This window comes from Parasphingorhabdus pacifica, from assembly GCF_054779195.1.
This window is the reverse complement of the sequence record NZ_BAAGYS010000002.1, coordinates 81,038-93,765: the sequence shown is the minus strand read 5'-3', so window position 1 is coordinate 93,765 and position 12,728 is coordinate 81,038. Positions and strand designations below refer to the sequence as shown.

Annotated in this window: 12 protein-coding genes; 9 read left to right on the top strand and 3 right to left on the bottom strand. The window is 69.4% G+C overall.

Annotated features, from left to right (window positions below; translation table 11 throughout):
• Positions 1 to 311: 311 nt before the first annotated feature.
• Positions 312 to 1,103: a carbon-nitrogen hydrolase family protein gene (locus tag ACYVAN_RS00415; protein WP_460954330.1), complete on the bottom strand. Its 792-nt coding sequence runs from the start codon at positions 1,101 to 1,103 to the stop codon at positions 312 to 314.
• A gap of 256 nt (positions 1,104 to 1,359) precedes the next feature.
• Here ACYVAN_RS00415 and ACYVAN_RS00410 point away from each other — a divergent pair, with 256 nt between their 5' ends.
• The 6 genes from ACYVAN_RS00410 (at position 1,360) to ACYVAN_RS00385 (ending at position 6,744) form a co-directional block, all read left to right on the top strand.
• Complete coding sequence (locus ACYVAN_RS00410) at positions 1,360 to 2,955, top strand: ABC transporter substrate-binding protein (RefSeq protein WP_460954328.1); 1,596 nt, start codon at positions 1,360 to 1,362, stop codon at positions 2,953 to 2,955.
• Positions 2,952 to 3,950: an ABC transporter permease gene (locus tag ACYVAN_RS00405; RefSeq protein WP_460954326.1), complete on the top strand. Its 999-nt coding sequence runs from the start codon at positions 2,952 to 2,954 to the stop codon at positions 3,948 to 3,950. Before ACYVAN_RS00410 ends, ACYVAN_RS00405 begins: the two co-directional genes overlap by 4 nt.
• A complete protein-coding gene (locus tag ACYVAN_RS00400) occupies positions 3,943 to 4,842 on the top strand; it encodes an ABC transporter permease (RefSeq protein WP_460954324.1) in 900 nt (299 codons plus the stop codon). The genes ACYVAN_RS00405 and ACYVAN_RS00400 overlap by 8 nt, the downstream gene beginning before the upstream one ends.
• A complete protein-coding gene (locus tag ACYVAN_RS00395) occupies positions 4,839 to 5,861 on the top strand; it encodes an ABC transporter ATP-binding protein (protein WP_460954322.1) in 1,023 nt (340 codons plus the stop codon). The genes ACYVAN_RS00400 and ACYVAN_RS00395 overlap by 4 nt, the downstream gene beginning before the upstream one ends.
• On the top strand, positions 5,855 to 6,496 hold the full coding sequence (locus tag ACYVAN_RS00390; protein WP_460954320.1) for an ABC transporter ATP-binding protein: 642 nt from the start codon (positions 5,855 to 5,857) through the stop codon (positions 6,494 to 6,496). Before ACYVAN_RS00395 ends, ACYVAN_RS00390 begins: the two co-directional genes overlap by 7 nt.
• 86 nt (positions 6,497 to 6,582) lie before the next feature.
• Positions 6,583 to 6,744, top strand: a complete 162-nt coding sequence (locus tag ACYVAN_RS00385; RefSeq protein WP_460954318.1) for a hypothetical protein — start codon at positions 6,583 to 6,585, stop codon at positions 6,742 to 6,744.
• A 194-nt stretch (positions 6,745 to 6,938) separates the two neighbouring features.
• On the opposite strand, the gene ACYVAN_RS00380 is transcribed toward ACYVAN_RS00385, so the two are convergent.
• Both ACYVAN_RS00380 and ACYVAN_RS00375 read right to left on the bottom strand, forming a co-directional pair.
• Positions 6,939 to 7,547, bottom strand: coding sequence for a TetR family transcriptional regulator (locus ACYVAN_RS00380; RefSeq protein ID WP_460954316.1), 609 nt, complete (start codon positions 7,545 to 7,547; stop codon positions 6,939 to 6,941).
• A 325-nt stretch (positions 7,548 to 7,872) separates the two neighbouring features.
• Positions 7,873 to 9,153 (bottom strand): M14 family metallopeptidase, encoded by a 1,281-nt coding sequence (locus ACYVAN_RS00375; RefSeq protein ID WP_460954314.1) that lies wholly within the window; start codon positions 9,151 to 9,153, stop codon positions 7,873 to 7,875.
• Positions 9,154 to 9,447: 294 nt separating this feature from the next.
• On the opposite strand from ACYVAN_RS00375, the gene hisD reads away from it, so the two are divergent.
• The 3 genes from hisD to hisB are packed head-to-tail and all read left to right on the top strand — an operon-like array spanning position 9,448 to position 12,532.
• Positions 9,448 to 10,764, top strand: coding sequence for a histidinol dehydrogenase (gene hisD, locus ACYVAN_RS00370; protein ID WP_460954312.1), 1,317 nt, complete (start codon positions 9,448 to 9,450; stop codon positions 10,762 to 10,764).
• A gap of 26 nt (positions 10,765 to 10,790) precedes the next feature.
• Positions 10,791 to 11,909, top strand: coding sequence for a histidinol-phosphate transaminase (locus ACYVAN_RS00365; RefSeq protein ID WP_460954310.1), 1,119 nt, complete (start codon positions 10,791 to 10,793; stop codon positions 11,907 to 11,909).
• Positions 11,906 to 12,532, top strand: a complete 627-nt coding sequence (gene hisB / locus ACYVAN_RS00360) for an imidazoleglycerol-phosphate dehydratase HisB (RefSeq protein WP_460954308.1) — start codon at positions 11,906 to 11,908, stop codon at positions 12,530 to 12,532. The genes ACYVAN_RS00365 and hisB overlap by 4 nt, the downstream gene beginning before the upstream one ends.
• The last annotated feature ends 196 nt before the right edge of the window (positions 12,533 to 12,728 follow it).

Below are 12,728 nucleotides of genomic sequence, written 5' to 3'. Positions count from 1 at the left end.
TCCTACCAGCTTGGCCCACCAGCTTGACAGATTGCGTGGACGGTTTCAGTGGTGAAGCGGGCGGGTAACGAGGGCGTCGTTCATCGGGATGCCGATCGTTCCGGGGCATGTGTCCTCTCGCGCATTCGGCGGAGCGGACATCGACCACCGTGGTGCCCCGGTTCCGCGCGGCGGCTCGACCATACCCATGAGGACCCGAGTGGTCCAGGAATCGCCGCTGCGCGAGTTCGCCGCTACGTAGTCGGTAGCCGATCGTCGTGCTGCGCGATCGCTCCGGCACCGGTGGCCTCTCCACCGCGACAACCGGCGCCTCAGAACTTGCGGTTGGTCAGCACCGGGAGCGCGCTACGCACGCCTTCGACCGCTGACGGGTCGACGTCGACCACCAGGACGTCGGGGGCGTCGCCGAGCTGGGCGTGGACCTGACCGGTGGGGGTGGCCACCAGGCTGTACCCGATGCCCGTCGGGGCCTTGCCGTTCGGTTCGCGACCGATGCTGCGCGGATCCGCCTGCCCGCAGGCGACCACCCAGGACGTGGAGTCCAACGCGCGTGCGCGCGCGAGCAACTCCCATTGCTCCCGCTTTCCCTCGCCGGCACCCCACGAGGCCGACGTGACGATGATCGAGGCACCCCGGTCGCTGAGCGTCGTGTACAGGCCTGGGAACCGGATGTCGTAGCAGGTGGTCAGACCGACTCCGGTGCCGTCGAGATCGACGACGAGCGGCTCCTCGCCGGGAGCGACCGTGTCGGACTCGGCGAAGCCGAACGCGTCGTATAGGTGGACCTTGTCGTAGCTGGTGTCGAGGCCGCGACCGGTGACGAGCAGGGTGTTGGTCACGCGCCCGTCCTCGGTGGGGGTGAACATGCCCGCGACCACAGCGAGATTCGCCTCGGCGGCGAGTCGCCGCACCTCGGTGGCCCACGGCCCGTCCAGCGGTTCGGCGAGCGGACCGAGCTTCACCCCGAAGCAGGCCATCGTGGCCTCGGGGAAGACCGCGAGATCGGCGCCTGCCTCGGCGGCCCGTCGCACGCCGTCGGCGATCAGATCGAGGTTCTCCCGGGGGTCCGGAGTGGACACGAGCTGGCACAACGCGATCCGCATTGTCGTTCCGCCTTTCTGGTGCGCACGGGGCCGGGCGCGGCGCGATTCCGTGAGGGCGCCTCGGAGGTCGCTCAGCGCCACCGTATCGTTCGAGCGTTGCGACGTTCGGGTGAGACTCCGGGCCGGCCGAAGTGTTGCGTGAGCGTCCCCGGCTGTGCGGCGGCGGTGCGTCGGTGGTCGCGCTCGGAGTGCACTCAGAGGGATCGACGTCTCACCGTTATTGAGAGTTTCTTGCAATTGCACATACTATTCGGCTGTGCTGACACGTCGTGGATTCCTCGCAGTCATCCCGCTCACCATGGGTGCATTCGGTGCCGGATGTGCCGCCCCTTCCTCGCCCGGTTCCAGTGGCCCCGGAGCGCGGTCCATGGTCCTCGCCGACGGCTACGAGCCGGAGAGCCTCAACCCGCTGCTCGGGTACGGGCAGGAAGGCGCCGCGAAGTTCTACGACGGGTTGATGGCCTTCGACGGTACCGGGGCGATGCGTCCCGCGTTGGCGGCTGAGGCACCCCGGTCGGAGGCCGGAGCAACGAGCTGGACGGTCCGGTTGCGGGAGGGCGTCACCTTTCACGACGGGACCCCGCTGGAAGCCCAGGACGTGGTGGCGACCTACCGGGCGGCGATCGATCCCGCCTACGCCTCCACGATCAGCTCCGAGTACTCGATGCTGGCCGACGTGCGCGCCATCGACTCGCACACGGTGCGGTTCGACCTGAACATCCCCTACGCACCGTGGCCCTCGAAGCTCTCGCTCGGAATCCTGCCCGGGGAGAAGCTCGCCGAACCCGTGCCACAGGACAAGTCCGAGCTCAACACCAGCCCGGTGGGCACCGGTCCTTACCGGCTGGTGGAGTGGCGCCAAGGTGATCGGATGGTCTGGGAGGCCAATCCGGACTACTGGGACGGCGCACCGGAGGTCGGCGAGGTGACGGTCGTCTTCTCCGAGGACGACAACACCAGAGCCCAGCGGCTCCGCTCCGGAGAGTTCGACGGCACGGTTCTGCCGCCGGTGCTCGCCGAGAGCGTGGGTGTCGACGGGTATCGGACGGTTCACCACGAGACCGCCGACTACCGCGGGATCGCGCTGCCCAACGAGCACCCGGTGGCCGGTGACCCGGCGGTGCGGCTGGCGCTCAACCACGCGGTCGACCGCGACGGGATGCTCAAAGCGCTGCTCGGCGGACACGGGGTGCCCGCGCACACGCCGATCCCGGAATCGATGGGCGATTCGTACGACGCCGGAGCCAAGTTCGACTTCGACCGGAAACGAGCCGAGGGGATACTGGAATCCGCGGGTTGGCGGATCGGCCCGGACGGGATCCGGGAGCGTGCCGGTCAGCGCGCCCGCTTCACGCTGATGTACTTCGCCGACGACAGCCTGCGCAAGGACTTCGCCAGGGCTTTCGCTTCCGACGTCAAGGCGGTCGGCATCGAGGTCGAGCTGGCCGGAGTGGATCGCTCGGTGGTGCCCGAACGGTTGGACACCGACGGAATCGTGCTCGGCGGCGGAAACCCGATGGACCCGGACCCGCAGGCCTACAAGAGCCTCCACTCGTCGGTGATCGGCACCGGCACCTACAACAACCCCGGTCGCTACCGCAACGAAGCGGTCGACGCCGCGCTCGACGGCGGGCGTCGTTCGACCGACCCGGCCGAGCGCGCCGAGTTCTACAAGCGCATGCAGCGTGCCTACGTGGCCGATCCGGGCTTGGTGTACCTGGCGTTCATCGACCACAGCTACGTGCTCCGCGAAGGCCGGTGGGAGGGCTACCGGCCGGCCATCGAGCCGCACACCCACGGAACCACCTGGGGTCCGTGGTGGAACATCGAGGATTGGACGCTGCGCGAATGAGCGTCCTCCCCGATTCGAATCGCCTGGCCGCCGCCGGATTCCTGGTGCTGCGCAGGTTGGCGGTTGCCGTGCCGATCCTGGTGATCGTGGCTTTCGTGGTCTTCCTGCTCGCCTCGGCGTCCCCCTTCGACCCGGTGCACCAGTACTACGGGGTGGAGCTGTTCACCGCCTCCGCCGCGGATGTCGCCCGGGTACGTGCCGAACTCGGTCTGGACGATCCCGTGCTCGTCCAGTTCTGGAACTGGGCAACCGGGGTGCTCAGCGGGGACCTGGGCGTGTCCCGCTCGATGCGGCAGCCGGTCGCACAGGTCGTCGGGGAACGACTGCCGTGGACCATGCTGCTGGCCACCACCGCGCTGGCCTTCGCCATCGTGCTCGCCCTCGTGCTGGGCACCGTGGCGGCATGGCGGCAGGGCGGCTGGATCGACCGGTTGGTGACCGCGGTCGGGCACGCGCTCGAAGGTGTTCCGCCGTTCGTGCTGGCGCTGTTGTCGATCGCGGTGTTCTCCCTCGGGTTGGGCTGGCTGCCGGTGGCGGGTCTGACCGATGCGGGCAGCTCGTTCAGCGTGGGGCAGGTCGCCGAACACCTGGTGCTGCCCGCCGTGGTGCTGGGCATCTCGCAGTCGCCGTGGCTCGTGCTGCACGTCCGGCAGTCCATGCTCGGCGCACTCTCGGAGGACCACGTGACCGGCGCACGCTCCCGTGGCTTGAGCGAACGGATCGTCGTGCTGCGGCACGCGCTGCCGACGGCGCTGCTGCCGTTCGTGACCGTCATCGGTGCGCGCGTCCCCGAGCTCGTGACCGGGGCGGTCCTGGTCGAGGAGGTCTTCTCCTGGCCGGGCCTGGCCGCGGCGGTGGTCACGGCGGCGACCGCGGTGGACTACCCGTTGCTGGCCATGGTGACGCTGATCGCGACGGCTGCGGTACTGCTCGGATCACTGCTGGCCGATGTGGCCGCGGTGCTGCTCGACCCGAGGGTGGCGGCCGATGGTTGAGCTGCGGAACGAGGGGTGGATCTCCGCCGGGCGCGCCCGCGCGGGTGTCTCGCGCGGGCGCGCGGCGGAAACGCGGGCCCGCGTCCGGTTGTGGGGTTCGGTGGCGGGCCTGGTCGCCCTGGTGCTCGCCGCGCTGTTCGTGCCCGCGCTGTCGGGCGGGGCGTTCGGGATCCGGTACGACGCGATCCGGCTGCCTCCGAGCTTCGCGCACCCGATGGGCACCGACTCCGGTGGTCGGGAACTGCTGGAGCGGTCGCTGGCGGGTCTGCGCGTGTCCTTGCTGGTGGCGGCGTGCTGCGCGGCGATCTCCACCGTGCTGGGGGCCTTGTTCGGGGTGGTCGCAGGCGCGCTCGGCGGTTGGTCCGACCGGATCCTGATGCGCTTCGTGGACACGGTCAACGCGGTTCCGCACCTGCTGCTGGGCATCGTGATCGTGGCGCTGTACCGGGGCAGCCTGCTGGCGGTGATTCTCTCGATCGCGCTGACGCACTGGACGACCGTCGCCCGAGTGGTTCGTTCGGAAGTGCTGTCGCTGCGGCAGCGCCCGTTCATCGACGCGGCGGTCGCAGGCGGTTCGTCCCGGTGGCGGGTCACGAGCAGGCACCTGCTGCCCGCCATCGTTCCCCAAGCCGCGCTGTCGGCCGTGTTGATCCTGCCGCACGCGGTGTGGCACGAGACGGCGTTGAGCTTCCTCGGTCTCGGGCTACCGCCCCACATGGCCAGCATCGGCAACATCCTCGGCGATGGCCGGGAAGCGGTCCTGCTGGGCGCGTGGTGGATCATCTTCTTCCCGTCGGTGCTGCTGGTGCTGACCACGCTCGCGGTGTCGGGGCTGGCGGCCACCTGGCGGGACCGCGCCGTACCCAGACGTCGATCGGAGCTGGAGCTATGACGGCGAACCAGGCGGATGTGCGTACCCACGGGAAGGTCTCGCACCGGACCGGGGCGGACTCCACCGACGTGCTGCGGTTGGACGACGTTTCCGTGCGGTTCCTGCTGGGCCGGCGTCGCGGAGGTGCCGAGGTCCGGGCGGTCAACGACGCGGACCTCGGTGTCCGACCGGGACGCGTGATGGCCTTGGTGGGTGAGTCCGGCTGCGGCAAGTCGGTGCTGATCTCGGCCCTGCTCGGGTTGTTGCCCTCGAACGCGCAGGTTCGCGGGCGCGCGCGGCTGCGGGTGGACGGTGGCTCCGTCGAGCTGCTCGGCGCGTCGGAGTCGGTGCTGTCCCAGCAGGTTCGCGGCAGGCTCGTGGGATTGATACCGCAGTCCGCGAGCACCCATCTGACCCCGGTGCGGACGGCGCGCAGCCAGTTGGCGGAAACGGTCCGGACGTTGCGTCCCGAGGAAGCGGGCTTCGTGGACCAGCTGGCCGACCGGGTCGGGTTGAGCCCCGGCGAGCTGGACCTCTTCCCGCACGAACTGTCCGGCGGCATGGCCCAGCGAGTGGCGATGGCGATGGCACTGGTCGCCGACCCGCCGCTGCTACTGGCGGACGAACCGACGACCGGGCTGGACCGCCCCCTCGTGCACCGCGCCCTGGACCTGCTGGCGGCGTCGGCGGCCGACGGGCACGCGGTGCTGCTCGTGACCCACGACATCGCGGCCGTCCGCCGAGTGGCTACGGATGTAGCGGTGATGTACGCGGGACGCATCGTGGAATCCGGCCCGGCGGCGGAGGTTCTCGGTGACCCATGGCACCCGTACACCGCGGGACTGCTCGACTCCCTGCCGGAGAACGGCTTCCGGCCCATACCCGGGCACCCACCCGCGTTGAGCGAGCTGGATCGCCTCGAAGCGGAGTGGGGATGCGTGTACTGCCTGCGCAACCCCGACCCGGACGGTGCTTGCACGGGTGATCCCACCCTGCTAGTCCGGGGCGACCGGGCCGTCGCGGCTCACGCGCCGTGCTGACCGGGCGGAAGTTGGTTGCCGGGTACCGCAAGGGCCTCCCGGTGATCGATGGTGTCGACCTGGACGTCCCACCCGGGTCGGTGGTGGGGCTGGCGGGACCGAGCGGCTGCGGAAAGTCCACTTTGGCCAGAGTCCTCGGCATGTTGCACGCGCCGTGGTCGGGAGAGGTCGAAGTGGACGGATCGCCGGTCGCGGGATTCCGGCATTCGGCTCCGCGGAAACTTCGCACCTCGGTCGGGTTCGTGTTCCAGCAGCCGCGTCCGGCGGTCGATCCGCGGTTCACTCTGCACCGGATCGTTGCCGAACCCCTGCTCGCCAACGGTGTTCGAGAGCAGGTCGGGGACCGGGTCGCCGAGGTGACCGAGCTGGTCGGGCTGACCACCGAGCTGCTGTCCCGGCGCCCGCACGAGGTGAGTGACGGGCAGCTGCAGCGGGCCTGCCTTGCCAGGGCACTGATTCTGCGTCCCCGCTACCTGATCTGCGACGAGATGACCGCGATGCTCGACGCCTCCACGACGGCGGCACTCGTTCGGGGCGTCAACCAGCGGGTCGATGAGCAGGGGACCGGGGTGTTGACGATCAGCCATGACGAGGACTTGCTGCGGTGGTGGGCTTCGCATGTCGTCCGTCTGTGAAAGATCGCGGTATGACAGGGTGGCCGCCGTCGCAAGTTCGTGTGGCGGACGCTCTGGAGGCAGCGAAGAGTATGGGAGACAGGGACGTGAGCGACGGTGGCGAAGGCACCACGTTCATGCAGTGGCGTGAACGGGCTCAAGCGGAGGTCCGCGACGGTGAACCGCGGCTGCGCAAGATGCTGATCACGGCTGGAGTCGTGGTCGTGGCGGGCATCGTCCTCGGGGTGATCGTGCTCCTGCTGTCCTGACAGCTCGGGAGGCGAGCGGCACGCGTCCAGGACCGGACGCGCACCGGAACGGCGCAGGCCCTGCCTCGAGGTAGGCCCTGCTTCGAGGTAGGCCTTGCCTCGGGGTGGGGCCTTCCCCGCTCGATTTCCTGGCCGGTGGCGTCGCGGCGGATCCGGGCGGTGTCCTGCGGTTCCGCTCTGCTCGGCCTCGCCGTTCAGTAGCCCACGGTTTCAACCAGGTAGGGGCTCAGCACGGTCGAGATGGACCCCGCTGTTTCTGCCGGGGTGCTGGCGGGGGACGCGGCGTGGCTGACCGCCAACCGGACCAGGCACTCGGCGATCGGCTCCAGCGCGACCGGGTCGGCGTCCGGCCAGCTCCGGCTCAGGTGGTTCGCGAGTCGCCGTTTCGCTCCGTCCAGCAGCGGTCCCGCGTGGTTGGTGACCACCGACAGCAGGCCGTCGCTCTCGTCGCCGGCCACGATCGCCCTGATGAGCGGCTCTTCGCCCGCTGCCACCAGGAAGACCTCGATGGCGGCCGACAGCGCCTCGCGAGGTGCGTCGAGACGAGCCGCGACGGCTTCTTCGACGGCGTTGAGGAACCGTTCCGACTCGCGGAGGATGTAGGACTCGGCGAACGCTTGGCGAGAACCGAATTCCTTGTACAGGGTCTGCCTGCTGACGCCGGCTGCTTTCGCGATGTCCGCCATTTTGGTGTGCTGCCACGAGCGCGTCCGCAGCAGATCGGTGGCCGCGTCCAGCAGTGTGTTCCTGAGCAGCTCGCGGGCGGCTTCGGCGTACGGCACTCGCTGGGGAACGGTCGTCATCCTTCAGATCTTTCTCGTATCGGCGGGAATGCTCCCCGGCGGGCGATCGCGGTGAAACGCAGGTTTCGGAAGTGAATCCGGTCGAGCTCCCCGACGTTGCGAGGTGGGGGAGCGGTCGAGTCAGCGACGTTGTCACCACGTGCTGGGCGTGTCAACGGGACGGACCACATTGCGAACATGATTCGCCCGCCGCACCCGTGCCTGGTCAACGCCCGCCCGGCGAACCGGTCATCGCCGCGAACCGGTCGGCGTCGCGCGGGGTCCACAACAGATGAGGACCGGGGTGGTGGGGCACCCCGGTCCTCGGTGTTTCGACGCCGCTACGTCAGGCGCCGGCCTCCCGGAGCAGGAGGTCCACCGCGGCGTCGTTGCGCGCGGTCTCTTCCTCGATCACCTCGTCCGGCGGGTAGAAGCCGTCGAGGCCACCGCCCGAAGCCGGGTACATCTCGAAGGTGAACGCCAGGATCTTGTGCTCGCCCCACATCCAGTCCAGGCTGTCGCCGTCGGTGACGTAGAGGTCGCTGGATTGTTGCGGGGTGTAGCCGTTGGTCTCGGCCATCGCGGTACCGACCCGCTCGAACCGGTCGCGCTCCTCCTGGGACATGCCCTCGGTGGTGTCGTCCGTCGTGTGGCCGAACGGCCAGAGCACGAGCTCCGAGTAGGTGTGGAAATCGACGGCTGCCTTGATCTGCTGGGTGCCGTCGACCACGCGGGAGTCGATGAAATCGCGCATGGCGGCGGTTTCCGGGGCCGACCAGGGTTCGGTGCCCCGGTAGGTCTCCGAGTTGGGGTCACCGCTGGAACCGCCGCAGCACCCCCACTTGTACCCCCAGTTGCGGTTCAGGTCGGTGCCGGTCTCCTGCCGGTTCTTGCGCCAACCGCGGTACTGGCCGGACTCCACGTCGTAGATCGAACCGTCCACGTTGAGCATCGGAATGACCCAGATCTCCCTGGTGTCGACCATTTCCGTGACGGTGGGATCGCTGCCGTACCCGCCGGTGAAGCGGTCGACGATCCGCAGGCACATCTCGGTGGTCAGGTGCTCACGAGCGTGCTGGTTGCAGTTGAACAGGACCTCCGGCTCGTCCTCGTCCTTCCCGACGTTGTCGCTGATCTTGAGCATCGGGATGTCCCGGCCCTCGAAGGTCTCGCCGATGCTGGACTTGGCCGCGATGTCGGAGTGGTCGCCGGCTGCCGAATCGAGTTCGGCGACCATCTCGTCGTAGTTGTGGTACTTCTGGTCTTCCGGTGGGAAATCCCCGGGAACGGCCGGGGTCCGCGCGTTGATCCCTGCCAGCGCCTCGGCAACGCCGGTCTGCCTTTCGAGTTCGAACCCGTCCGCGCGCAGTGCCTCGGCCTGGCCCTCGGTGGCTTCCACGGTGGCGGTCCCGCCGCGCACCGAGATGATCTGGGCGCCGCTGCGGTTGATCTCGGTACGCGCGGCGGTGTCGGTGCCCGCCACGGTGTAGACGGCCCGTCCCTGCTGCGGGGCGGCCTCGGGAGTGGGCGAGTCCGGAGCTGCCAGCACGCTGGCCTGGAGCGGCGGGAGGAGCACCAGGCACGCGGCTGCCGCTACCGTCGCGGCCTTGCGTCGTGAGCGCAACATCGAGTCTCCGATCGATCACTGAAGGTGACCTTGAAAGGTTCCGCCAGTGATCTTGGGGTTGGCAACCCACTTATGTCGGAGAAACCAGGCCAGTTTTCCCACTCGACGTCGGTAACCGGAGGGCGCTCACGGGCCCGCGCGGCACGATCGGCGACCGGCCCGGGCACCGGGGCAGCCGAATGCCCGCGCCGGTCGCGGCGGAGGGCGAGGTCACACGGGAGACGTCCGTGGTCCCGGGGCCAACCGGGGCGATTACCCTGGGGGGGTGGATCCCCCCGTCACGGAAGGACGCTCATGCTCACCCGTACCGACCTGCGCGGTCGTGTTCCCTCCACCGCAGAACTGCGCGCGACCCTGCCGCGCGCCGAAACGGACGTGGAGCACGTGCTGCATCAGGTGCGACCGGTGATCGACGCCGTGCGGGATCGCGGAGTGGACGCGGTGCTCGACTACACCGAGCGCTTCGACTCGGTGCGTCCCGAGCAGGTGCGGGTACCGGCGGGGGAGCTGCGCCGAGCACTCGCCGAACTCGACCCCGCCGTGCGGGCGGCCCTGGAGGAATCGATCGCGCGGGCGCGCAGGGTCCATCAGGACCAGCTGCGCAGCGATGTGACCACCCAGGTGGTTCCCGGCGGTACGGTCACCGAGCGGTGGCTACCGGTCGAGCGGGTCGGTCTGTACGCGCCGGGCGGGCTGGCGGTCTACCCGTCGAGCGTCGTGATGAACGTGGTGCCCGCACAGGCCGCCGGAGTCGACTCGCTGGTCGTGTGCTCCCCGCCGCAGGCCGATTTCGCGGGTCTGCCCCACCCGACGATCCTGGCGGCCGCCGAACTCCTCGGGGTGGCGGAGGTGTGGGCGGTCGGCGGTGCGCAGGCCGTGGCGCTCCTCGCTTACGGCAGCACCGACACCGACGGCAGCGAGCTGCTGCCCGCCGACATGGTCACCGGCCCGGGAAACGTCTACGTGACGGCCGCCAAGCGGCACCTGCGCAGCCTGATCGGCATCGACTCCGAGGCGGGGCCGACGGAGATCGCCATCCTCGCCGACTCGACCGTCGACCCGGTGCACGTGGCGGCGGACCTGATCAGCCAGGCCGAACACGACACCCTGGCCGCGAGCGTGCTGGTGACCGACTCCGAACAGCTGGCCGACGCGGTCGACGCCGAACTGGAGAGCCAGGTCGCCGCGACCAAGCACACCGAACGCATCCGAACGGCTCTGACCGGTGTGCAGTCCGGCTGCATCCTGGTGTCGGGAGTCGACGAAGGGGTGCGGGTGGTCGACGCGTACGCGGCCGAGCACCTGGAGATCCAGACCGCGGACGCTTCCGCGGTGGCCGGACGGGTGCGCAATGCGGGCGCCGTCTTCGTCGGCCCCTATGCGCCGGTGTCGCTGGGGGACTACTGCGCCGGATCGAATCACGTGCTGCCCACCGGCGGATGTGCCCGGCACTCCTCGGGGCTGAGCGTGCAGAGCTTCCTGCGCGGCATCCATGTCATCGACTACAGCGAGCAGGCGTTGCGAGACGTCGCGGGCCAGGTCGTCGCCCTGGCCGACGCCGAGGACCTGCCCGCCCACGGCCAGGCCGTGACCGCGCGCTTCGACGCGTGAGAACGGCACACGAGAGAGTGAACCCCATGAGTGACGTGCTCGGTGGCGATCTGAACCTGTCCGACCTGCCTCTGCGGGCGGACCTGCGCGGACGCAGTCCCTATGGCGCACCCCAGCTGGACGTGTCGGTGCGGCTCAACACCAACGAGAACCCGTTCCCACCGCCGCCCGAGTTGGTTTCGGACGTGACCGAAGCCGTTCGGGAGACCGCGGCCGGACTGCATCGCTACCCGGATCGGGACGCCACCGAGCTGCGGGCCGATCTGGCCGCCTACCTCACCGGCGCGACCGGAGTGACGGTCTCGGAGGCGAACGTCTGGGCGGCCAACGGGTCGAACGAGGTTCTGCAGCAGATCCTCCAAGCGTTCGGCGGCCCGGACCGCACAGCGCTCGGATTCGAGCCGTCGTACTCGATGCACCCGATCCTCTCGGCGGGGACCCGTACCGAGTGGTTGCCCGCGCCGCGTCGGGACGACTTCAGCCTCGACGGTGCGGAGGCCGCGCGGATCGTTTCCGAGAAGCGGCCCGACGTGGTCTTCGTGACCAGCCCGAACAACCCCACTGGGCAGTCCGTGTCCGTCGACGATCTGCGGGCGGTGCTCGAAGCCGCACCGGGCGTGGTGGTGGTCGACGAGGCCTACGTGGAGTTCTCCTCGGAGCCGAGCGCGGTCAGGCTCATCGGCCAGTACCCGGCGAAATTGATCGTCAGTCGCACCATGAGCAAGGCGTTCGCCTTCGCGGGGGGCCGGCTCGGTTACCTCGCTGCCGCGCCCGCCGTGATCGACGCGTTGCTGCTGGTCCGGCTGCCCTACCACCTCTCGGCGCTCACCCAAGCCGCCGCCCGGGCCGCCCTCCGCCACGCGGAGGCGACGCTGGGGTCGGTCCAGGCGCTCGTGGACGAGCGTGAGCGGGTGGTGCGGTCGTTGCGGGAACTAGGGTTCACAACGGTCCCCAGCGACGCCAACTTCGTCCTGTTCGGACGATTCGAGGACGCGCACCGGGCGTGGGAACGCTACCTCGATTCCGATGTGCTCATCCGGGACGTCGGGATCCCCGCACATTTGCGGGTGACGATCGGAAACCCGGAGGAAAACGACGCCTTCCTGGTCGCCAGCAAGGCTGTGAGCGAGGAGATCTCCCAGTGACCCAGGCAGCTTTCCCGATCGGCACCCGCACGGGCAAGGTCGAACGCACCACGAAGGAATCGTCCGTGTTCGTCGAGCTGGACCTCGACGGGACGGGGCAGGTCGAGGTGGACACGACGGTGCCGTTCTACGACCACATGTTGACCGCGCTGGGCACCCACGCGGCATTCGACCTGACGGTGCGGGCCACCGGCGACGTCCACATCGATGCCCACCACACCGTCGAGGACACCGCCATCGTGTTCGGGCAGGCGTTGCGCCAGGCGCTGGGGGAGAAGAAGGGGATCCGCCGTTTCGGGGATGCCTGGATCCCGATGGACGAGACGCTCGCGCACGCGGCCGTGGACGTCTCGGGGCGTTCGTACTGCGTGATGGCCGGTGAGCCCGAGCAGTACAACAGCTTCACGATCGGCGGCAACTACCCGTTCGTGCTCAACCGGCACGTGTTCGAATCGATCGCGTTTCACTCGCAGATCAACCTGCACACCCGGGTGATCCACGGCCGGGACCCGCACCACATCGCCGAGGCCGAGTACAAGGCGATCGCCCGGGCGCTGCGTGCGGCGGTGGAGCCGGACCCCCGGTTCGCCGGGGTGGTCCCCTCCACCAAGGGCGCGCTCTGAGCCCAGTTTCGACCCTCGGTTCGGCGGAGTAGCGGCGGACGTGGCGGTAGAGGCGTCGACTTTCGCCGAAGTCAACGCCTCTCACCTGTCCCCCAGGGGCGGTCGCCGGTCTAGCTGCGGTCGTGTTCGTCGGACGTTTCCCACGGAGCCCAGGCCAGCACCGCCAGCGGTATGGCCAGACCCGCGATGAGGATCA